This is a genomic window from Porticoccus sp. GXU_MW_L64 (assembly GCF_052983295.1).
On sequence record NZ_JBRKJK010000004.1, the window covers coordinates 239,294 to 259,836 of the forward strand.

Genomic DNA, 20,543 nt, shown 5'->3' on the forward strand with positions numbered 1-20,543 from the left:
GTTATCAATAGCAATATCATCTGCACCGTTCAAATAAAACCACAATCATCAAGGGGATTTACCATGACCAAACGCTTAGTGGCCACCGCAGCCACCCTGTCTGCACTGCTCTGTACAACCGGCGTATCCGCCGACGAAAGCCTGTGGGTGTACGCCAAGGGCACCGACACCCTGCCGGAAGGCAAATACGAGGTAAAGCTGAACACCATTTCCCGCCGCGGCAAAGACTCCGGCAGCTACACCTTTAACGACATTCGCCCGGAATTCGAGTACGGCCTGACCGACCGCCTGACCCTGAGCGCCGAGCTGATGTTTTTTGACCACAACTACCGTGTGCTGGACTGCATCGGCCCCATGTTTGAAACCCAGGGCGGCGAGTGCAACGAAGACGAAACTGCCCTTGTGGACCCCGGCCCCGGTTTTGACGACACCCAGTTTGCCGGTTACGAAATTGGCGCCAAGTACAACATTCTCAGCCCCTACGCCGACCCTGTGGGCCTGACCCTGGGCCTGGCCTTTGAGCGCCGCGATGTTTACCGCCTGGACGGTGCCGACATCAACCAGAATTCCTATGTGGCCAATATATTGCTGCAAAAGAACTTTCTGGACGACACCCTTGCCGTGGTGTTCAACACCAAACTGGAATTCGAGCGCCGCAAAAATCCCGGCTACGTAGCCGGTGCCGAAGACTCTGTGCTGGAAGAAGAATTTGCCTACGACCTGAGCGCCGGTATTTCCTACCGCTTTGCCCCTAAATGGTATGTAGGCCTGGAGTGGCGTCAGCAATCCGACTTCCTCAACCCCCTGGAAGGCGGCGAATTTGACCCGGACCTGCAACGCTCCAACTTCGATATTGGCGATTTCCGCATCGGCAGCCGCCACCAATACGGCTCCTACGTCGGCCCCAGCATTCACTACGGCACAAAAGACTGGTGGGCCACTCTGGGCGCCCTGTGGCAGTTTAAAGGCGGCGGCTCTTTTGCGTCCTTTAACCGCGGCGGGCGCAACTTTGACGAGCACGAAAAAGTGCATGTGGGCCTGACGTTTGCGCGTCAGTTTTAATGAAACATTCACTCTGACGCAGCGTCATCGCGAGCGCAGCGCGGCGATCTCCATCAACTCTCTGCCAGGCTGGTGAAGATTGCCGCGGCCTTTGGCCTCGCAATGACAGTTAGCCTCCAATAGGAACCGCCATGAAACACCTTATTTTTGCTTTCGCCTCTCTAATGCTGCTGAATAGTGCTGTCCAGGCAGAAACCTTTCTAACCATGGACCAAGCCCGCAACATTATCTGGGGCGATACCGCCATGAAAGCGGTATCAATCACGCTCGACAAACAACAGGCCAAAGCCATCAAAAAAGCCAGCAGAGTGCGGGTGCGCAACCTGGACATAAACGCCTGGCGCACCGCCGATGGCGGCTGGTTTATTCTCGATCAGGTGATTGGCAAGCACGAAAACATTGACCTGGCAGTGGGCCTGAATGCCGACGGCTCGGTGCGCGGCATCGAGGTACTGACCTACCGGGAAACTTACGGCCACGAAGTGCGCAACTCCAAGTGGCGCGCCCAGTTCAGCAACTGGAAACCGGGGGCCAAAACCCCTGCCGGCACATCGCCGCAATCCCTGAAACTGCGGCGGGATATTCAAAATATTTCCGGGGCCACCCTGTCCTGTCGCCACCTCACCGACGGCATCAATCGCCTGACGCATACCTGGGAGTTGGTGTTACGGCATTTATAACCGACTTTGAGTGCGGCAGAGGATTTCTCCACTGATATAAACATGGGGATTCTTCGCTGCGCTCAGAATGACATCGGCTGAAAGCGAATATGTCCGGCATTTACGTAAAAATTGGCAAACACTGGCGGCGCACTCTTTACGGGGTGCTGGCCACCAGTTGGGGCACCGGCACCGGCTTTTACATACTCAGCCGCTGGGTGCGTATTGAAGGGGCCTTCGGCCCGGAACGTCACCCCTTGCAGTTCCCTCTGCTGCAAGTACACGGCGGCGCGGCATTTTTAATGATGATGTTACTGGGGGCGTTTTTTGTGGGCCATGTAGCCAACACCTGGCCCGCAAAAAAACGTCACCCCATGGGGGTAGCCATGGCCATTGCCGCCGCACTGATGGTGGTCAGCGCCTGGCTGCTGTACTACCTGGCCAACGAAGATGTGCGCGCTTGGGTGGCCAATATCCACGCCGCCGTGGGGCTGTTATTGCCGTTGCTGCTGACAGTGCATATTTATCGGGCCAGAAAAAAACGGCGCACAAAAAGGCGTCAATCCACAGGACAGCTTGTCCGCAACTGATCACTTCTTTATGCTCGCCCTACAATAGACACCAACCTTACACAGCAGGCGGGCATGCAACTTACAATCGATTTTATTAACGGCGTTATCTGGAGCCCCGCTTTTATCGGCCTGTTTCTCGCCGCCGGGTTGTTTTACTCCATCGCCACCCGCTTTGTGCAGGTGCGACAGTTTCGCGAAATGCTGCGCCTGCTGATAAACAACAAAGATTCCGAACGGGGCATTTCTTCCTTCCAGGCATTAACCATGTCCCTGTCGGGCCGGGTGGGTACCGGCAACATTGCCGGCGTAGCCGCCGCCATCGGTTTTGGTGGGCCCGGGGCGGTATTCTGGATGTGGATGGTGGCCTTTTTGGGTGCCGCCACCGCGTTTGTGGAAGCCACACTCGCGCAAATTTACAAGGAAGTACAACAGGGCCAGTACCGCGGCGGCCCCGCCTATTACATCGAAAAAGCCATGGGCCAGAAATGGTACGCCTGGATATTTGCCATCGCCACCATTGTCGCCTGCGGTTTTCTGCTGCCCACCGTGCAGTCCAACGCCATTGGCAATGCGCTGGAACAGGCGGTGGGCGCTGGCGCCTTGCTGGATACCGTATTTGGGCAGGTCAGCACCACCAAAATCATAACCGCGCTCTGTGTGGTCACCCTGCTAGGCGTGATCGTATTCGGCGGTGTTAAGCGCATCGCGCACTTTACCCAGGTGGCTGTGCCTTTTATGGCGCTGGCCTATATCGTTACCTCCTGTGTGATTATTGCCCTGCATATCGACCAACTGCCCGCCATGGTAACGCTGATTATCGGCGATGCCATGAACCCCATGGCGGGTGTAGGCGCCGCTATCGGCTGGGGTGTAAAACGCGGGGTGTATTCCAACGAAGCCGGCCAGGGCACCACCCCCCACGCCGCCGCCGCTGCCGAAGTAAAACACCCGGCCCAGCAAGGGTTGGTGCAGGCGTTTTCCGTGTATATCGACACCCTGTTTGTGTGCAGCGCCACCGCCTTTATGATTTTGATTACCGGCGCTTACAACGTGCACAACCCGGAGGGCGGTTTCCTGATTCAAAACCTGGCCGCCAGCGTCGACGCCAACAGCCCGGCGTTTACCCAACTGGCCATTGAAAGCATCGCACCCGGCGTGGGCAGCCCGTTTGTGGCGGTGGCATTATTCTTCTTCTCGTTTACAACCCTGCTGGCCTACTTCTATATCGCCGAAAGCAATCTGGCCTACATGGAACGCACCCTGAAAATTCCCCACGCCATGACCGCCTTTAAAGTTGGCCTGATGGCCATGGTGTTCTACGGCACCGTCAAAGCCGCCAACCTTGCCTGGGGGCTGGGAGACATTGGCGTGGGCCTGATGGCCTGGGTCAATATCATCGCCATGATTATTATTTTCTGCATTGGCCGCCCGGCGATCAAAGCGCTGAGGGATTATGAACGGCAGAGAAAATCCGGCGACAAAGAAATTGTTTTTTCGCCGGAAAAGTTGGGGATAAAGAATGCAGAATTTTGGGAGGAAAGATAAAAAGCGCTTAAGCGGTTTTTTTCAAGTGATGATAATCCCGGATCATTTTTAAACTGTCCGTCTCTGCTTCTTGCGCTTTGTACAAATCCCAACGCATTTGCAGGCCCAGCCAAAAATCAGCAGACATATCAAAAAACCGCGCCAGACGAAGTGCCGTACTTGGTGTTACCCCACGCTTCTTGTTAATCAGCTCATTAACACGCTGATAAGGAACCCGAATGGCATCGGCCAGCTCCCGCTGACTGATACCCATTGGCGCAAGAAATTCTTCCAGAAGCATCTCGCCAGGATGTGTCGGCTCTCTTTTTGTCGGTACACGAACCATGATGCCACCTAAATTCAATGATAATCCGTTATTTCAACTCTATCTGGACCAGTGTCTGTCCAAACAAAGCAAATACGGTACTGTTGATTTATACGAATGCTGTATTGCCCAGCGCGATTACCCGATAAAGATTCCAAATTGTTTCCAGGGGGGATTTTAAGCTCCTCCAAACGGGTCACAGAATCCAGCTGATCCAGTTTACGTCCTGCAATTTTCCAAATAGCTTGAGGACATGTTTTTCTGGCCCGCCTTGAGGCGATGCCGCTAAAAACATCTTCGCTTCCTTTGTCCTTAAACGAGACGATCATGAGAGCATAATAGCACGGCTTCCATGCTATACAAAACCACATTTAAGATTGAGCTACGGCTGTCACAAAACTGCCACCCACACCCCTTATTTTGGTCTACACCAAAAACCATATTATTGGATAACTATCAATGGCATTTCCTATTTCCCGGCGGCGTTTTTTGCGGGCTGCCACCACGTCTGGCGTTGTATTGGGCGGCTGGAGCAACCAGGTGTTGGCGGCGCTGGCAGAGCCTGCTGGCAATCAACTTTTTTCTCACGGCGTGGCCAGCGGCGACCCCACTCACACCAGCCTGATTATCTGGACGCGGGTTTCCGCTCAAGGGGATACGCCAGTTTCCTGGGAGCTGTTTGCGGATAAATCCCTGCAAAACCCCATACAGCGCGGCTCGGTTATCACCAACAGTTCCCGCGACCACACCGTCAAAATTGACGTGCAAAACCTGAAACCGGGACAAACCTACTATTACCGTTTCCGCTGCAACGGCATCAGCTCCGAACCGGGCCGCACCCGCACATTACCTGCCGGCTCGCTGGACAAACTGACCCTGGCTGTTGCCTCCTGCTCCAATTACGCCTTCGGTTATTTCAATGGTTACGAAGTGATCGCTGCCGACCCCGATGTGGATTTTGTGTTGCATTTGGGGGATTACATTTACGAGTACGGCGGGGAAAACGCCTGGAGTGCCGAAACCGGTCGTCAACTGGGGCGCGAGCATATTCCACCCCATGAAACCGTCACTCTGGAAGACTACCGGCTGCGCCACGGGCAGTATAAAACCGACCAGGGCTCTCGCCTGATGCATGCCTCCCACCCGTTGATCCCTACCTGGGACGATCACGAAAGTGCCAACAACCCCTACATGCACGGGGCGCAAAATCACCAGCCTGGCAGCGAAGGAGAATGGACATCCCGGCGGAACGCATCAGTGCAGGCATATTACGAGTGGATGCCCATTCGCGAGCCCGGCAAAGGCATGAAGCGCGAACAGTTGTGGCGTCACTTTACCTTTGGCGACCTGGCTTCGCTAACCACGCTGGAAACCCGTCATAGCGGCCGCGACAAACAGATCGACTACGGCGAACACCTGCCCAATATCCACACACCGCAACAGCGGCAGGAATTTTTAAGCAAGGTACTGGGCGATCCTGAACGCAATATGATTTCTGCAGAAATGACACAATTTTTTGCCGATAGCCTGGCAGAGTCCGTGGCCAATCAACGCCCCTGGAAGCTGATCGGCAACCAGATTCCCATGGCCCGTACCCACATGCCGAAAATACGCGATAAAGTGCCCAGCACCGAAAAGCTGCCCCCGGAAGTTCTCAAAGAGCTGGATTATTACCTCAATGTGGGCGACCAGGATTTGCCCCTGTTTCTGGATACCTGGGACGGTTACCCCGCCGCACGCGAACGCCTGTATCAGCTTGCCCGGCAACAGGGGGTTTCCGACTTTCTGGTACTCACCGGCGACAGCCACGCGTTTTGGGCCAATCAGTTATTTGATGACAGCGGCAACGCCATGGGTGTGGAACTGGGCGCACCGGGCATTACCTCTCCCGGGGATTTTGAGCCTTACAGCCCGGACGCCGCCCGTCAATTGGATCACATGATGGCAGAGCACAACAAAGAGGTATTATGGACCGACTGCCTGCATCGCGGCTTTGTAAAACTGATGCTGACTCGCGACAAGGCTGAAGTGGATTTTATTACCGTTGATAACGTTAAAGACCGCCGCTTCAAAACAAAAATCCTCCGGCAAATACGCATTGCCCACAAAAACGGCAGTCTGGCCTTTGGCGGTTATTAAGCCGCTGGATCGCCGCGCTGCGCTCGCGATGACAAGCCAGGGGGTGCGAGCAATTAGTGGGTCGCTACTTTCGACCTGTCATCGCGAGCGAAGCGCGGCGATCTCAATCCGTGTGGCAGAAGACCTGAATCTCTGCCACAGACAGAAAATCAGCGCCTTGAATTTGAGTGAAATTTTGAGATAACCCTTGTCAGATTTCGTAGAGGCCACAATCAACTTTAAAAAGTGCATTATTGCATTTACATATCCGGCCTGTTCGCCTTCCATACAAAAGTCGCCAGTATCAGAGAGATAATAGCGGCGCCAATCCACACCATGCCTGCGGCATCAAAATTATAAATCGTTTGACCGTCAATGACGGTTTTATGATTTTCGATCAACACACCACTGAGAATATCCTGAAATCCTGCCCCCATATAGCTGGCCACACCAACAACCCCCAAGGCTGTACCGGAAGTTTCTTTGGAGCATATATCCACCGCCATTAAACCACCGAGATATACCAACAACACTCCCAAAGCCAAACCAAAGAGAACCATGCTGAGAGTATCGATAGCGGGATCTTTTGGGCCCAATACAAAAAGGGCCGTAGCCAGCGCATAAAGAATGCCGAATATGAGTGCAGGCAGATTTCTTTTGCCCTTGAAGAACTTGTCTGAAAGAATGCCAGAAAAAAAGGTTCCCAATATTCCAGCAAGCGCATTGGCTGACACAATGGAGCTTGCTTCAATGGTGCTATAACCTTTCTCAGCCTCCAGAAAAAAAACACCCCAGCTATTGATGGCGTAGCGGGTAACATAAAAAAAGGCGCTGGCCAAAGCCAGTATCCATACATATGGATTTTTAAAAACAGCCCATTGTTTCTGCCCCAGACTTCGTGATTGTTTGTTGACCGGATGAACTACCGCAGGCAAGCCATAAACTTCAGGGCGCTCATAGAGAAAGCGCCAGATAAACAAAGACATAATCAGGCAAAGGACGCCGGCTACCCTGAAACCCCACTCCCAACCAAGTTGAGTTATAACCACAGCCGTGGCAATAAATGTAATTGCTTCACCGATATTGTGGCTGCTAGACCACATACCATAAAAACTGCCCCGCTCTTTACCTCCGAACCAATGAGAAATGGAAACAACACTACTGGGGGCACCAAATGACTGGAACCAGCCATTGGTTGCCCAGAGCAGCAAAAACAACCAGAATACAGAAGTGAAACCCAGGGCGATATTCACCAGGGCAGAAACAAACAGCCCTATAAACATAAACTTGCGCACATTAACTCGGTCGGCGAGTATTCCGTTGGTTAGTTTGCCGAAAGCATAAGCAAAGAAAAGCGCAGAACCAATAACCCCCATTTCAGAAGCATCAAAGACACCGGCATCCGCCATTGGCTTTTTCGCCACACTAAAACTTAAACGACAGACATAGTAAAAACCGTAACCGAAGGTAATGGTCAGAAATACTGACCACTTTCGGCGACGCAGCTCGCGAACTACATCCGGATCTGAATCATTGCGAACAGAAATTGCTTTACTTTTTTTGAAAAACCCCAAGAACAGCTCTATCATTTTTAGCGGTTACTATTTCATATTGTTTTCAGACAAGTACTCAATCAACGCTTGAGGGCGATCTGTCTGAAACATAGTGACGCCCAAATTTATCAAGTGGCCCCAGTGTTTGTCCGGGTTTAGCACACACAAATCGTCATAATGGCCCGGGCTCAGCTTATCCCACATAGTGTTTACCCAACAGTGTGCGCCTTGCTCCAATGCCGGTAACAAGCCACAGGCAAAAAAACCCGGCAGTTTCCTGCCGGGCAAATCGTCCGAGGGGGGAGGGATAATTATTATCGTTAGAAGCTGGCGCGAATGGTCATGCTCAGGGTTTGCGGAGCACCCAGGAAGTACAGGCCGCCCTGGTCGCCGTCGGTGCCGGACAGGTATTGTTCGTCCAGAAGGTTGATGGCATTCAGCTGGAATTCCAGGTCTTTCAGGCCGATCACTTCCTGCAGTGAGTAAGTGGCGGACAGGCCAACCAGTGTGTAAGCGTCCAGCGCTTCTCCAGCGCGCAGTACCTGCTGGTTTTCGTCCCGTTGTTCGTTGAGGCCAACCACTTCGCCAACGTGCTTCACATTCAGGCTCAGGCGCAGGTTTCTGTCCAGTGCTTCCGGAGTCCAGGTGATTTCACCAAACAACTGATTTTCCGGCACGTTGAGGATGCGCTCGCCTTCGCGAATGCTCTCGCCAGCACCTTCGGTTTCGCTGTATTTGGCACTCAGGTAAGAGTAAGAGCTGTACATGCTCAGGGTATCGGAAATGTCGTAGGACATGGCAAATTCCAGGCCGTTGTTTTCCACACCGCCGATGTTGAGGAAGTTGGCGTCTGTTTCCGCAAAAATATCACCGCCAGAGGCGGCCACATTGACGGAGCCCAAACGGTCGTTAAAGCGCTGGGAGAACACCTGAACCACCAGGCCCATCTTGTCGCCATTCCAACGATAGCCCAGGTCCACGTTGTCGGACGTTTCCGGGTTCAGCAGGCGGGTATCGCCAGAAGTCAGCAGACCTTCCGACAGCATTTTGACGTTGCGCGAGTAAGACGCAAAGAATTCCGAAGAATCATCCATGCGGTAAACCACACCCAGTTTGGGCAACAGTTCGTCGCGGGTTTGTTCCAGATTAACGCTGTCGATACGCGACACGTACTCGGTATCCACACGGTGCCACACCAAGCCGGCGGTCACTTCAAACTTGTCCATGTCGATGCGATCTTCAACATAGAGGCGCGTGGTCGCGGTTTCGAAGTTGCGGTCAAAATCCCGGTGGAACAGGTCGTCCTGAGACGGGTTGATGGTGCCGGGGTCGTTGGCGTCCAGGAAGAACCATTCGCGGCCGTTGTCGCGATCCTGATATTCAAACCAGGCACCCACAGTCACATTGTGGTTGCCGAAGTACATTTCGTTTTCGGCAGTAAAACCCAGGCGGTCGGTGGCGTAACCGGAACGGCGACGAGTGGCAACCCGCTGTGCACTGGCACAGTCGAAGGCGGGGTTGAGCTCAAAGGCCACTTCGTCATTGGCGTACAGCCCTGCCAGGCAGGGGTTGCCGGATACATCGATGGGAGAGGCGGCAGCAGTCATAATGCCATCGGCGTCCCGCGCAAAGGTGTTGGCAAAGTATTCACGGGGGCCGCGCGCGCCTTCAATCTGGCCATCGGGCTTGGACCACACGTAGGGAGGCGCCCACCAGCCGGCACCGGATTGTTTGTGGTAGTACGGGGTGACCGAGAACTTGCCGTCTTCGCCATTATCTTTGCTGATTTCCAGAGAGAAAGCGTTGTCGCGGCGAGTGCCGCCCCAGGCCGGACGGAAGTCGGCAACGGTATCAAAAGAAAATACGTCCACCAGGCCATCGGTAGTGGGGTCGTCGCGGAAGTCCTGCAAACTGACAGAGTCGAAGTCGTTTTCGTTGCGGTAGTTGTAAGAGCCTTTGAATTTGATGGTCAGGCCATCGTCGTAATCCTTGACCACTTTAAGGTCGGCGTGCTGACGGTCGAAGTCGCCGGAGCCGGCACCGATCCAGGAGGCAACGGAGGATTCCGAGTAGCTCAGGTAAGAGGTCAGACCATCGGCAACTTCACCGCTGTCAATGCGGAAAAAGCCGCGGCGCAATTCATCGTCGCCGCCGGTAATCTGGGTTTTAACCGCGAACTCATTGCTGGGGTCATTGCTGTAGTAACGCACCGTGCCGCCCAGTGCCGAGTTGGACGCACTGCTGATGTCGGAGGCGTTCTGGCCCACATTGATGCGGGCAACATTCTCGCTGTCGATAAAGCGATTGGGCTTCTGGCCACCGCCGTAGTTGGATGCACCGTTGGGCATACCATCCACCATATAACCGACCTGGCTGTCGCTGCGGCCATTGGTCATACCGCGAATAGATACCCGGGTGGACCAGTCGTTACTGCCGATGGCATCGCCCTGGGTCACGTTTACACCGGGCAGGCGGTTGATAAAATTCAACACGTCATTGGCCGGTGTTTGCGACTTGATGTCTTCCAGGCGAATGGTGTTGTTGGCGTGAGATTCACCAAAGCCCAGCAGTTGGGCACGGGCGGTGGTAACGATTTCCTCGTCAATAACTGTTTTGTCGTTGCTGTCAGCCATGGCGTAGCCACACACTGTAGAAGCAATGGCAACCGTCAACAGCTTTTTCTGAACGTCTTTGAGTTGAGTTTGATTGAACATAAGTTTCCCCTTAATATTGGTCTATACCAAAAGCTCGAAGGGAATTTTAGAGGTGGTGTGTGACAATACTGTGATAGTTTTGTGTCTTGAATGTGATGGTTATATTTTGCTTTAAACCAAGGGTACAGATTGCAGGTAGCCAATGACCCAGAATCCCAACAGTCGTTTCTCCTACGCCTACGCTTATGTTCGCGATGTACTTACCCGGCAAATACAGTCCGGGCAACTGGCCACGGGTGAGCAGCTGCCCACGGAAAGAGAGTTGTGCGAACAGTTCGCCATTACCCGGCCTACGCTGCGGCAAGCACTGGCGCAACTGGAAAACGAAGGGTTAATTTTTCGCCAGAATCGGGTCGGCTGGTTTGTTTGCCTGCGCAAGCTGCGCTACAACCCCATGCGCCACATTTCCTTTTTGCAGTATGCGGCGGAGCAGGGTTTTCAGCCACACACCAAAGTGGTCAGTCAGGAAAAACTCAAGCCCCCCCAACACATTGCCGAAGCACTGCAAATGGACCCACGGGCTCACGCCGTACACCTGATCCGCATACGCTCTGTCGATGAACGCCCGGTGCTGGTGGAGCGCTTGTGGTTTAACCCAAAAACCATGCCGGGCATGGAGCAAAAAGATTTGTCCAGTTCAATCACCGGCATACTGAAAAACGACTTCAAACTGAAGAGCCTGGTATTCGATGTCAGTGTCGATACCACCTGCCTGTTAAACCCCCAAGCCGCTTATCTGGAAACCAACGAAGGCGCCCTCGGCCTGAAACTGGTGCGGGTCATCAGCGACAACAAGGGACAGGTGTTGGAGTACGACGAAGAACACTGGCGTCACGATGCCCTGCAAATCGAAAACCAGGCGACACTGACTTTTACCTGACCCTTTGAATAAAGAGCGCGGCGATGACGGGACTACTTTTTCTCCGTCATTGCAAGACAAATCGGCAGGAAAGCCGATTTGGGCGTCGAAGACGGCCGTAGGCCGAATACCATGGATGGTGTGAGTCAATCCGAAGGTGACGCGGCAATCTCCATCCGATTACAACATTGCCTCAAGTCCTCTGCCATCCTGGACAAGATCGCCGCGCTTCGCTCGCGATGACGGACTACTTTCTCCCTCGTCATTCGGCAATTTTCGTGACACTCAGCCCCAGCGAACAACTCGCCAACCGCGCTCTGCAGCGGCTTCAGCGAGGCGGGCATCCGGGTTGACAACACAGGGGTTGGCCACTTGTTCCAGCAGCGGCAGGTCGTTGTGGGAATCGGAATAAAAATAGCGTACGGAGTTTTCCAGCTGCGGAAAATTCTGCACTCCCAGCCATTGTTGCAAACAGAGAATTTTACCTTCGCGGTAACTGATGGGCGGGTGGCAATGGCCGGTAATTGCGCCGTCTTCCAGAGCCACCGCAATGGCGATGCAGTCAGACACACCCAGCAGGCGACCAATGGCCCTGACAAGAAAGTCCGGGCTGGCGGAAATAATCAACGGCACATGGCCCTGGGCGCGATGTTGCTCCAGCTCGTCGCGGGCCTCTGCATAAATGCGCGGGGCAATCCACTGCTCGGCAAACTGGTTCAACAGCGGCGACAAGTCACCGATGGATTTACCCAGCAACGGCTGCAGCCAGCTCGCCATGTAACGCTCCATATCCATATGGCCGTTGTCGTAGCTGGACATCAACTGGCAGCACCGCTCATAAGCCGCTGCAATTTGCCAGCCTTGGTCCATTAAAAATTCCAGCCACAACTGCGCGCAATCGCCGTTGATCAGGGTTTCATCCAGATCAAAGGCAACAATAGACCGGGAGGCCTGGCCAATTTTTTCCACGGTCGGCGGAACACCGGGTTGAGCGAGTGAAGTCATTTTCAAACCGCATAGATAAAAATCGCGGAGATTCTATTTTGGTGTAGACCAAAAGACAAGAGCCCAAAAACCTTAACCCGCAATCGTTGTCAGGGTATTTTCCAGGCTTTCGCGCTGTTCAAACAGCTTGTCCAGTTGATCTTCCGTCAAACCCAGCGCCGCCAATTCCGGCTGGCGGCGCAATGCATCTTCAGTCAGCGTGTCCGGGTCAACGGTGTGGCGGGCAAACGCAATGGAAGCCTGAATAATGGCTACCGGGTCGTTATTGCGGTTGGTGGCCTCGTCGCTGTCCAGTTGGTTGATTGCCTGAATCACCAGTGATGGCATCGTCCAGTCCCGGCAGACTTTCAGGCCCACCTGCTGCTGATACTGATCTTCCAGCTGCTGAACCACAGCGGGCATCGGCTCAACCCCCAGTTTGCCAGCCAACACCAAAACCCCCTGCAGCACCACCGGGCGGCCAATAGAATGAAGCAGCGCGGCCAGAAATACGGTGTCCTGGTTACTGCGCAGTTGGCGGCATATTTCCTTGCTCCACAGGGCCGTGGCCAGTGAGTGCTTCCAGATTTCAATAGCACGCCACTCGTAGCCGGGCACTTTAAAGAGTTTGGCACTGAGGGTAGAGGCCAAAGAAATTTCGGCAATGGCGCGCATACCCAAGCGGGTAATGGCCTGCTGCAAAGAATCCATTTTTTTGACGGGAGAATAGGCGGCGGAATTGGCGATGCGCATGGCGTGCCCCGCCAGCGCCTGGTCGCGCTGCAACAATTCCGCCAGTTGTTCGCTGGAAGATTCCGGGTCCATGGTGAGCTGGATCACCTGGTTGGCCACTGCAGGCAGCATGGGCAATTCCAGATTGCCCTGTTGAATCGCGTCTTCCAGTGCCTCGGCCAGTGGGTGTTTGTCCATTTTGTTGTTTCTCCAAAGTGTTAATTTTTGTTATTCGTCGTACATACTTATGCCGAATCATAAGCAGTCAAGTATAGTTGGCGGCTGTATCGCCAACTGCCCTGTCTGCAGGATAGCGTTTTTGCCCAAATCAAGACTGTATGAAGTCACAAATACTCTACCGCAAAATTCACCATTGGGGGTCGATCATCATCGCCCTGCCGCTGCTGGCCACTATTGGCACCGGCATTTTGCTGATGCTGAAAAAAGAGATCAACTGGATTCAACCACCCACGCAAAAAGGCGAGCAGCGTCAGGCAGTGCCCACGCAACGTTTTGACCAGTTATTTGCAGTGGTTACAGCCATTCCCGAAATGGAGGTGCAGCATTGGTCTGAACTGGAACGGGTGGATGTGAAACCCGGCAAAGGCGTGGTGAAGTTTGTCGCCGCCAACAACTGGGAGGCGCAGATAGACTCCCACAGCGGCGAAGTGCTGCTGCTGGCCAAACGCCGCTCCGATGTGATTGAGGCCATCCACGATGGCAGCTGGTTTGCGGATTGGGCCAAACTGGGGCTGTTCCTGCCCGCAGGTATTTTGCTGCTGGTATTGTGGCTGACGGGGATATATCTGTTCGCACTGATTCACTACAAACGCTGGCAAAAACACAAGCGGCTTGCCAGTCAATAATTCACACAAGTTTTCACTGGAGGGACGTTATGCCACTTACACAACTACCAAAAACCATTGCCGCCCTGGGCTGTGCACTGGCGATTACTGCGGCGCTGCCTGCTGTGGCCGCCAAAGACAGCGCCAGCGATACCTCATCGGCGTATTCCAATATCAAGCTGCGGGGCATCGGCTCCGCCCACACCGGCGGGCGCATTTCCGACTTTGCCGTAGTGCCGGGGCAGCCACATAAATACTACGCAGGCGTAGCCTCCGGTGGCGTATGGAAAACCGAAAACGCCGGCACCACCTGGACACCCATCTTCGACAACTACGGTTCCTACGCCATCGGCGTGGTGGAGCTGGACCCGAAGAACCCGGACGTTATCTGGGTAGGCACCGGCGAGAACAACTCGCAGCGCTCGGTGGCGGATGGCGACGGCGTGTATAAATCCACAGACGGCGGCAAGAGCTTCAAAAACATGGGGCTGAAAAAGTCCGGCCACATCAGCCAGATTATTATCGACCCCCGCGACAGCAACCGGGTATTTGTCGCGTCCCAGGGGCCGCTGTGGTCTGACGGCGGCGACCGGGGCCTGTACCTCACCACCGACGGCGGCCAAAACTGGCAGCGGGTGCTGGATATCGACAAACACACCGGCATCAACGAAGTGGTTATTAACACCAACAACCCGGACGAAATGATCGCCTCATCCTACCAGCGCCGCCGCCATGTGTGGACGCTGATTAACGGCGGCCCCGGCTCGGCAATACACAAATCCAGCGATGGCGGCAAAACCTGGCGCAAGCTCAGCAAAGGGCTGCCCGGCAGCGAACTGGGCCGCATTGGTCTGGCCGCAGCCCCCAGCCAACCCGGTACGGTGTACGCCATTGTCGAAGCCAACGACGCCGACAAGGGCGTCTACCGCACCACCAACTTTGGCGAAAGCTGGGAGAAGCGCTCCAACACCCTCACCTCCAGCCCCCAGTATTACCAGGAGATGGTGGTAGACCCCCGCAACCCAAACAAACTGTTTGTGCTGGACACCTTCAGTAAAGTTTCCCTGGACGGCGGCAAAACCTTTGAGCAACTGGGAATCCGTGCCCGCCACGTAGACGACCACACCCTGTGGGTAAACCCGCAACACACCAACCATATTCGCATTGGCGGCGATGGCGGCGTGTACGAAAGTTTTGACAACGGCCAGCACTGGAACCACCTGCGCAACCTGCCCCTGACCCAGTTCTATCGGGTGGCCACCGACAACGACCTGCCGTTCTACAACGTGTATGGCGGCACCCAGGACAACAACACCCTGGGCACCGCCGTGCGCAACACCTCGGTGGAAGGCATTACCAACAGCGACTGGACCGTCACCCTCAGCGGTGACGGCTTTGAACCCGCCGTCGACCCCACCAACCCGGACATTATCTACTCCCAGTACCAGTACGGCGGCCTGACCCGCATCGACCGCCAGACCCGCGAAAAAGTGTACATCACCCCGCAATCGCAAGAAGGTGAAAACGCCCTGCGCTGGAACTGGAGCTCACCGCTGCTGATCAGCCCCCACAACCACCAACGCCTGTACTACGGTGCCGAAAAGCTGTTCCGCTCCGACGATCGCGGCGAGAGCTGGCAGGCCATTTCCGGCGACCTGTCCCGCGGCCTGGACCGCAACACACTGGACGTGATGGGCCGGGTGTGGAGCATCGACGCCATTGCCAAAAACGACTCCACCTCCGTGTACGGCTCGCTGATTGCCCTGGACGAAAGCACCCTGCAGGAAGGCCTGATCGCCACCGGCACCGACGACGGCCTGATTCACGTCACCAGTGACGGCGGCAAAAACTGGGCACGCTACAGCAAATTCAAAGGCGTGCCAGACATGAGCCTGGTGGAAGACCTGCAATTCTCCCGCCACAACAAAGACGTGCTGTACGCAGTGTTCGACAACCACAAGCGCGGCGACGCCAAACCCTATGTGCTGAAATCCAGCAACCGGGGCAAAAGCTGGACCTCCATCGCCGCCAACCTGCCTCAGCGCGGCACCGTGCACACCATTATGGAAGACCACGTAGACCCCAACCTGCTGTTTGTGGGCACCGAATACGGCCTGTTTTTCAGTCAAAACGGCGGCGGCAGCTGGAAGCAACTGAAAGGCATTCCCACCATTGCGGTGCGCGACCTGGACATTCAGCGCCGGGAAAGTGACCTGTTGGTGGGCACCTTTGGCCGCGGCATCTACGTGCTGGACGACTACAGCCCGCTGCGCACCCAGGAAAGCGAGCTGAACAACAGCGCAGCCACCCTGTTTCCGGTGAAAGACACCCCCATCTACATCGAAACCCGCCGCTGGGGTGGCTACCACAGCGACAAGGGCATGATGGGCGACAACTTCTTTATCGCCCCCAACCCGGATTACGGTGTGGTGTTTAGCTACTACCTGCGCGACGGCCTGAAAACCGCCAAGTCCAAACGCCAGGCCAGCGAGAAAAAACTGCAAAAAGACGGCAAGGACACCCCTTACCCAAGCTGGGATGCCCTGCACACAGAAGCCAATGAAGAAGCCCCCAAGGTTTGGCTGCAAGTGAGCGATGCCAACGGCAAGGTGATTCGCCGCGTCAATGCCAGCACCGGTAAAGGCCTGCACCGGGTCGCCTGGGACTTCCGCCTGGAATCCCAGGAGCCGGTAGAACTGCAAAGCCGTGAAGCGAGCCCCTGGGGTGGCGCATCCGCAGAGCCGCTGGCTGCCACTGGCCAATATCAGGTGCAACTGATGCAGCGTCAGCAGGGCAAGCTCAGTGCCCTGTCACAGCCACAGAGCTTTAACCTCACCGAACTGGGTGTTGGCGCGCTCACCACCAGTGACCGCCCGGCTCTGTTGGCCTTCCAGCAGCAAACCGCAGCGCTGAACAGCAGGATTGCGGCCGCCGGACGCTATCTGGGCGAGCTGGACAACCGCCTCAAGCACGTGCTGAAAACCATCCACATCAGTCCGCAAGCCGGTGAAGACCTGGCGCAACAGGCCCGCGCCCTGCAAGGGCAACTGCGCGGCGCCGGGCAACTGCTCAATGGCGACCGCATCAAAACCGGCGCCAATGAACCGGCTCCCATGAGCCTGAACCAGCGCATCGGCTCCATCATCGGTGGCCACTGGAATTCCCAGGCAGCGCCCATCGGCACCTACCGCAGCGCCTACCAGATTGCCGAAAAACAGTACGGCGATTTGGAAAGCATGCTGAAAGCCGGCGAGCGCAAACTGGTGGAACTGGAAAATACACTGGATAAAATCGGTGCCCCCTGGACACCAGGGCGGGGACTATAAAGTCCCCGCCCCTGTCGTCTAAAAAATCGCTCCCCTGTCATCCTGAGCGCAGCGAAGCATCTCAAACTCACCAACATTTGAGATTCTTCGCTGCGCTCAGAATGACAATACCTCCCCCTGTGGCTCATAGCACAAACGTGCGGTAAGCTCCCCCGCAAAACACAACTATAACTATTCAGTATGTCCTGTAACTGTTCAGATTGCGTGTCAAAACGTGCAGGGCAAGGCGAAAATTGTTGAGTTTACATATGTAAATGATCAATTTTTAACACAACCATGCGCGTTTTGACGCGTGAGCTGAATAGTTACACACAACTGAGCCCAGCCATGCCCCCTCTATTCGAAATCAGCGACCTCACCCTCTACAACGGCGACACCCTGGTTTACAACAACCTCAACCTCACCATAGAACAGGGCCAGCACACCGCCATCATCGGCGCCAACGGCTCCGGCAAATCCACCCTGCTAAAACTGCTGTCCGGGGAGCTCTACCCAGTGGCAGACAAACGCCACAAATTGCACCTGCTGGGCCACGAACGCTGGGCCAAAAACGAACTGCGTCAGCACATGGGCCTGGTATCCCACGACCTGCAAAGCCACACCATGTACGGTGCGCCGGGCATTAATGTGGTGCTGTCTGGCTACTTCGACAGCGACAGCATCTGGCAACACCACCAAGTGAGCGACCAACAACTGCAAACCGCCATCGCCCTGATGCAAGAACTGGGCATAGAACACCTGCGCCGTCGTACCTACGGCAGCCTGTCCACCGGCCAACAACGCCGCCTGCTACTGGCGCGAGCCATGATCAACCGCCCCGACGTCATGCTGTTCGACGAACCCACCACCGGCCTGGACATGCAAGGCTGCCAGCAAACCATCGGCATAATGCGGCAAATGATGCAGGAGGGTGTGAGCCTGATACTGGTCACTCACCACCTGTATGAAATAGTGCCGGATATTCAGCGAGTGATTCTGTTGAAAGAGGGAAAAATATTGGCGGACGGAAATAAACCGGAGGTGCTCACCGACAGCAATATCAGCGAATGCTTTAATACGCCGCTAAAAGTGGTCTGCCACAAAGAGCATTATCAGGTAGTTGCAGATAGCTGATGTGGGCGAACGGTTAGGGCCTGTCGAGGTTTCATATCTGCCACTGTTGGCGACTGAAAAGGGGTCCATCCAGATGCGAGGAGTGCGGTTTGGTCATTGCAAAGATTCTTTCCTTAAAACCTTTACGCCTTAAGCTTTACTGTGTCCAAGTGCTTTTCCTTATTCGTTAACTGTTAACCCTGCTGACCCTACTGCCACTGCAATTTAAGCTCGCGATGTGTCTGGGCACAATCACGGAGATACAAGTTAATTAGACTTTGATAAGGAATGCATTTATTTTCGGCCATATCTTTAAAATACGCGATAGTATCTTCGTCTAGGCGAATGGTGATTTGTCTCTTTAGTTTCTGAGCGTATGGATTTGGGACAGATTTTGAAAAGTCGTAGTGTTTACGCATGACGGAAGCCTTCATAAATTGCACGTTCTTGCCTATCCGCTTTTCGGGCAGAAATGATGCGAATTGAATCATTGACCCTGACACAATGGCACACCACCAAAAGCCGGGACTCTATGCTTGTGCCCATCAAGATAAACCTATCTTCATCATCAGAATGTTGAGGGTCGGCAATCAGGCGAGCAAATTGATCGCTAAAGACTGATTTCGCCTCGCCAAAGGAAACGCCATGTTTCTTTTGATTAGAGGCGTCCTTTTTCTCGTCCCATTCGAATGTTAGATAGCTCACAACGACACTATAACTACACTGTAATTATAGTCAAGGCGCGAATTGTAAATAGCAGTTAACACCTTGCTCACCGGCACATACTGCGGAGAGCGTTTTGTGTAAAGATGGAGTGCAGCAATTTGTTACACGCTTAGTGAAGCTGGGAGAATACCTCAGGGTGCTGTTCCGCAATACGGAGCAAAGCTATAGCTGGCCCTTGCGGTTCACGTCGACCCTGCTCCCAATCTTGGAGCGTACGCATACTGACACCTAATAATCCAGCAAATGCCGACTGCGACATTTTGAGTTTTGAGCGTATTACTTGTGGTGGCGAAGGCGGGCTGAGCATCGCGAAGACCGTCCCAGCCCCGTAGGGGCGGCCAACATACGCTTGTTATATGAAGTTACCATTAATAGCATATGCCTTTAATTTCCTTATGAAGGTCTCTTTGTATTTCTTCTGCATTTCGATAAAAATCACCGATTTCCTCGCCCAACCACATTCCATCAATAGTAATTGTATAGCCAGACACTAGTTGCGACTCAAATTCATACTCGAATTCAACTTCATATTTATTAATCTCAAAAACAGAAATTTTCTGGTCAGCCTTAAAACTTTCAACCCCATCATATTCCTGAAGTACTTTATCAACACAATATTTTTCAATGGGCTTATCAAATGACATCTCGTAGCCGATCATATTATTCGGCACATTACAACCCGCCAAAAAGAATACCGCCAGTAGTAGTGATTTCTTCATATTCATCTAACGCCCAAAGCTACGGCGCGTTTACGCGTCCGACAGCCTTTGCTTGTTATGTTTATTTTTCCGAGCTAGCACAACGACCAGCAACAATCCCCATATAAATGCACTGTAACCTAGAACAATATTTTTAGAGGAATTTATACTTTCCACTGCCTCATCGTAACCAAATATAGCAATATCATTAACAGTTAAAACATATGCATATGTATCTGAACCAGGCTTTCTAGTAGTGTGTGAGAGCTGAACATTACTACCAATTGGCCACTGTTCCTTAGCAGACTCACAACTGGGCAATCTCTTTGGTTTCTGCTCCAACCAATAGCGAGTGGAATTACCTTTTAATTTTATGGATCGTAGATAGCGATTCTTTTTGCAGGTAATACTTGATAGCTCACCTCGAATTGTCTTTAAATGAGTAATGTCCTCGACGTACACCCCGAAGAACAATATTTTTACTGAGGCAATGGTAGAAATTGCCAACATCACCCCAGCCAAGATCAGCTTTACGTATTTCACTTCTTTAACTCTTTAAACATAACGAGCCCGTAGAAAAACAGCTTTCAGATTTCGTTTATTCACAGGCCGATACTCTCTGTTTCAACTGCTTGCCATTTAACCAAATCCATTCAACATAATCACATTTTATGCGAATGAAGCAGATATTTTTGTGGATAACACTGTGTACTACTTTATATCGCCGTAATTGGCGATTTTCTCAATGTTATGC

Annotated in this window: 21 protein-coding genes; 9 read left to right on the top strand and 12 right to left on the bottom strand. The window is 53.7% G+C overall.

Annotation, left to right across the window (positions count from 1 at the left end):
- The first annotated feature begins 63 nt into the window (after positions 1 to 63).
- The 4 genes from ACVBEJ_RS04255 to ACVBEJ_RS04270 all read left to right on the top strand — a co-directional run bounded on the left by ACVBEJ_RS04255 (position 64) and on the right by ACVBEJ_RS04270 (position 3,838).
- A complete protein-coding gene (locus ACVBEJ_RS04255) occupies positions 64 to 1,062 on the top strand; it encodes a DUF6662 family protein (RefSeq protein ID WP_447128360.1) in 999 nt (332 codons plus the stop codon).
- 131 nt (positions 1,063 to 1,193) lie between these two features.
- A complete protein-coding gene (locus tag ACVBEJ_RS04260; protein WP_447128361.1) occupies positions 1,194 to 1,742 on the top strand; it encodes an FMN-binding protein in 549 nt (182 codons plus the stop codon).
- An 89-nt stretch (positions 1,743 to 1,831) separates the two neighbouring features.
- A complete protein-coding gene (locus ACVBEJ_RS04265; protein WP_447128362.1) occupies positions 1,832 to 2,311 on the top strand; it encodes a hypothetical protein in 480 nt (159 codons plus the stop codon).
- Between the two features lie 54 nt (positions 2,312 to 2,365).
- The gene (locus ACVBEJ_RS04270) at positions 2,366 to 3,838 is read left to right on the top strand and encodes an alanine/glycine:cation symporter family protein (RefSeq protein WP_447128363.1); all 1,473 of its coding nucleotides are present in this window, start codon (positions 2,366 to 2,368) and stop codon (positions 3,836 to 3,838) included.
- Positions 3,839 to 3,845: 7 nt separating this feature from the next.
- Here ACVBEJ_RS04270 and ACVBEJ_RS04275 read toward each other — a convergent pair whose 3' ends face one another.
- Both ACVBEJ_RS04275 and ACVBEJ_RS04280 read right to left on the bottom strand, forming a co-directional pair.
- Positions 3,846 to 4,181, bottom strand: a complete 336-nt coding sequence (locus ACVBEJ_RS04275) for a HigA family addiction module antitoxin (protein WP_447128364.1) — start codon at positions 4,179 to 4,181, stop codon at positions 3,846 to 3,848.
- A complete protein-coding gene (locus tag ACVBEJ_RS04280) occupies positions 4,178 to 4,513 on the bottom strand; it encodes a type II toxin-antitoxin system RelE/ParE family toxin (protein WP_447128365.1) in 336 nt (111 codons plus the stop codon). The genes ACVBEJ_RS04275 and ACVBEJ_RS04280 overlap by 4 nt, the downstream gene beginning before the upstream one ends.
- Positions 4,514 to 4,601: 88 nt before the next feature.
- On the opposite strand from ACVBEJ_RS04280, the gene ACVBEJ_RS04285 reads away from it, so the two are divergent.
- On the top strand, positions 4,602 to 6,281 hold the full coding sequence (locus tag ACVBEJ_RS04285; RefSeq protein WP_447128366.1) for an alkaline phosphatase D family protein: 1,680 nt from the start codon (positions 4,602 to 4,604) through the stop codon (positions 6,279 to 6,281).
- A 239-nt stretch (positions 6,282 to 6,520) separates the two neighbouring features.
- Here ACVBEJ_RS04285 and ACVBEJ_RS04290 read toward each other — a convergent pair whose 3' ends face one another.
- The 3 genes from ACVBEJ_RS04290 to ACVBEJ_RS04300 are packed head-to-tail and all read right to left on the bottom strand — an operon-like array spanning position 6,521 to position 10,527.
- Positions 6,521 to 7,849, bottom strand: a complete 1,329-nt coding sequence (locus ACVBEJ_RS04290; RefSeq protein ID WP_447128367.1) for an MFS transporter — start codon at positions 7,847 to 7,849, stop codon at positions 6,521 to 6,523.
- Positions 7,850 to 7,861: 12 nt separating this feature from the next.
- Positions 7,862 to 8,101 (bottom strand): hypothetical protein, encoded by a 240-nt coding sequence (locus ACVBEJ_RS04295; RefSeq protein ID WP_447128368.1) that lies wholly within the window; start codon positions 8,099 to 8,101, stop codon positions 7,862 to 7,864.
- Between the two features lie 32 nt (positions 8,102 to 8,133).
- A complete protein-coding gene (locus tag ACVBEJ_RS04300) occupies positions 8,134 to 10,527 on the bottom strand; it encodes a TonB-dependent receptor domain-containing protein (protein WP_447128369.1) in 2,394 nt (797 codons plus the stop codon).
- A gap of 142 nt (positions 10,528 to 10,669) precedes the next feature.
- Between ACVBEJ_RS04300 and ACVBEJ_RS04305 the strand changes: the two genes are divergently transcribed.
- Positions 10,670 to 11,407 (top strand): GntR family transcriptional regulator, encoded by a 738-nt coding sequence (locus ACVBEJ_RS04305; RefSeq protein WP_447128370.1) that lies wholly within the window; start codon positions 10,670 to 10,672, stop codon positions 11,405 to 11,407.
- Between the two features lie 264 nt (positions 11,408 to 11,671).
- Here ACVBEJ_RS04305 and ACVBEJ_RS04310 read toward each other — a convergent pair whose 3' ends face one another.
- Together ACVBEJ_RS04310 and ACVBEJ_RS04315 are read right to left on the bottom strand one after the other, a co-directional pair.
- Positions 11,672 to 12,391 (bottom strand): HAD family hydrolase, encoded by a 720-nt coding sequence (locus ACVBEJ_RS04310; RefSeq protein WP_447128371.1) that lies wholly within the window; start codon positions 12,389 to 12,391, stop codon positions 11,672 to 11,674.
- A 72-nt stretch (positions 12,392 to 12,463) separates the two neighbouring features.
- Positions 12,464 to 13,300: an HDOD domain-containing protein gene (locus ACVBEJ_RS04315; RefSeq protein WP_447128372.1), complete on the bottom strand. Its 837-nt coding sequence runs from the start codon at positions 13,298 to 13,300 to the stop codon at positions 12,464 to 12,466.
- 140 nt (positions 13,301 to 13,440) lie between these two features.
- Between ACVBEJ_RS04315 and ACVBEJ_RS04320 the strand changes: the two genes are divergently transcribed.
- The 3 genes from ACVBEJ_RS04320 to ACVBEJ_RS04330 all read left to right on the top strand — a co-directional run bounded on the left by ACVBEJ_RS04320 (position 13,441) and on the right by ACVBEJ_RS04330 (position 18,386).
- Positions 13,441 to 13,968 carry a PepSY-associated TM helix domain-containing protein gene (locus ACVBEJ_RS04320; RefSeq protein WP_447128373.1) on the top strand — a complete coding sequence of 176 codons (528 nt, stop codon included), beginning with the start codon at positions 13,441 to 13,443 and terminating at the stop codon, positions 13,966 to 13,968.
- 29 nt (positions 13,969 to 13,997) lie between these two features.
- Positions 13,998 to 17,273, top strand: a complete 3,276-nt coding sequence (locus tag ACVBEJ_RS04325) for a WD40/YVTN/BNR-like repeat-containing protein (RefSeq protein WP_447128374.1) — start codon at positions 13,998 to 14,000, stop codon at positions 17,271 to 17,273.
- Between the two features lie 327 nt (positions 17,274 to 17,600).
- Complete coding sequence (locus ACVBEJ_RS04330) at positions 17,601 to 18,386, top strand: ABC transporter ATP-binding protein (protein WP_447128375.1); 786 nt, start codon at positions 17,601 to 17,603, stop codon at positions 18,384 to 18,386.
- A 188-nt stretch (positions 18,387 to 18,574) separates the two neighbouring features.
- Here the strand turns inward: ACVBEJ_RS04330 and ACVBEJ_RS04335 are convergent, their stop codons facing one another.
- The 5 genes from ACVBEJ_RS04335 to ACVBEJ_RS04355 all read right to left on the bottom strand — a co-directional run bounded on the left by ACVBEJ_RS04335 (position 18,575) and on the right by ACVBEJ_RS04355 (position 20,332).
- Entirely contained in the window at positions 18,575 to 18,856 is a 282-nt protein-coding gene (locus ACVBEJ_RS04335) for a BrnA antitoxin family protein (RefSeq protein WP_447128376.1), read from the bottom strand.
- Positions 18,777 to 19,070 carry a BrnT family toxin gene (locus tag ACVBEJ_RS04340; RefSeq protein WP_447128377.1) on the bottom strand — a complete coding sequence of 98 codons (294 nt, stop codon included), beginning with the start codon at positions 19,068 to 19,070 and terminating at the stop codon, positions 18,777 to 18,779. Before ACVBEJ_RS04340 ends, ACVBEJ_RS04335 begins: the two co-directional genes overlap by 80 nt.
- 130 nt (positions 19,071 to 19,200) lie before the next feature.
- On the bottom strand, positions 19,201 to 19,398 hold the full coding sequence (locus ACVBEJ_RS04345; RefSeq protein ID WP_447128378.1) for a helix-turn-helix domain-containing protein: 198 nt from the start codon (positions 19,396 to 19,398) through the stop codon (positions 19,201 to 19,203).
- 61 nt (positions 19,399 to 19,459) lie between these two features.
- Positions 19,460 to 19,816, bottom strand: a complete 357-nt coding sequence (locus tag ACVBEJ_RS04350) for a hypothetical protein (RefSeq protein WP_447128379.1) — start codon at positions 19,814 to 19,816, stop codon at positions 19,460 to 19,462.
- Between the two features lie 24 nt (positions 19,817 to 19,840).
- Positions 19,841 to 20,332: a hypothetical protein gene (locus ACVBEJ_RS04355; RefSeq protein ID WP_447128380.1), complete on the bottom strand. Its 492-nt coding sequence runs from the start codon at positions 20,330 to 20,332 to the stop codon at positions 19,841 to 19,843.
- Between the last annotated feature and the right edge of the window lie 211 nt (positions 20,333 to 20,543).

Coding starts and splice junctions, on each gene's coding strand:
- ACVBEJ_RS04260 (WP_447128361.1), top strand. CDS start 1,194: ATGAAACACCTTATTTTTGCTTTCGCCTCTCTAATGCTGCTGAATAGT.
- ACVBEJ_RS04315 (WP_447128372.1), bottom strand. CDS start 13,300: ATGGACAAACACCCACTGGCCGAGGCACTGGAAGACGCGATTCAACAG.
- ACVBEJ_RS04255 (WP_447128360.1), top strand. CDS start 64: ATGACCAAACGCTTAGTGGCCACCGCAGCCACCCTGTCTGCACTGCTC.
- ACVBEJ_RS04310 (WP_447128371.1), bottom strand. CDS start 12,391: ATGACTTCACTCGCTCAACCCGGTGTTCCGCCGACCGTGGAAAAAATT.
- ACVBEJ_RS04300 (WP_447128369.1), bottom strand. CDS start 10,527: ATGTTCAATCAAACTCAACTCAAAGACGTTCAGAAAAAGCTGTTGACG.
- ACVBEJ_RS04350 (WP_447128379.1), bottom strand. CDS start 19,816: ATGAATATGAAGAAATCACTACTACTGGCGGTATTCTTTTTGGCGGGT.
- ACVBEJ_RS04330 (WP_447128375.1), top strand. CDS start 17,601: ATGCCCCCTCTATTCGAAATCAGCGACCTCACCCTCTACAACGGCGAC.
- ACVBEJ_RS04335 (WP_447128376.1), bottom strand. CDS start 18,856: ATGATTCAATTCGCATCATTTCTGCCCGAAAAGCGGATAGGCAAGAAC.
- ACVBEJ_RS04270 (WP_447128363.1), top strand. CDS start 2,366: ATGCAACTTACAATCGATTTTATTAACGGCGTTATCTGGAGCCCCGCT.
- ACVBEJ_RS04320 (WP_447128373.1), top strand. CDS start 13,441: ATGAAGTCACAAATACTCTACCGCAAAATTCACCATTGGGGGTCGATC.
- ACVBEJ_RS04305 (WP_447128370.1), top strand. CDS start 10,670: ATGACCCAGAATCCCAACAGTCGTTTCTCCTACGCCTACGCTTATGTT.
- ACVBEJ_RS04345 (WP_447128378.1), bottom strand. CDS start 19,398: ATGCTCAGCCCGCCTTCGCCACCACAAGTAATACGCTCAAAACTCAAA.
- ACVBEJ_RS04290 (WP_447128367.1), bottom strand. CDS start 7,849: ATGATAGAGCTGTTCTTGGGGTTTTTCAAAAAAAGTAAAGCAATTTCT.
- ACVBEJ_RS04325 (WP_447128374.1), top strand. CDS start 13,998: ATGCCACTTACACAACTACCAAAAACCATTGCCGCCCTGGGCTGTGCA.
- ACVBEJ_RS04285 (WP_447128366.1), top strand. CDS start 4,602: ATGGCATTTCCTATTTCCCGGCGGCGTTTTTTGCGGGCTGCCACCACG.
- ACVBEJ_RS04280 (WP_447128365.1), bottom strand. CDS start 4,513: ATGTGGTTTTGTATAGCATGGAAGCCGTGCTATTATGCTCTCATGATC.
- ACVBEJ_RS04265 (WP_447128362.1), top strand. CDS start 1,832: ATGTCCGGCATTTACGTAAAAATTGGCAAACACTGGCGGCGCACTCTT.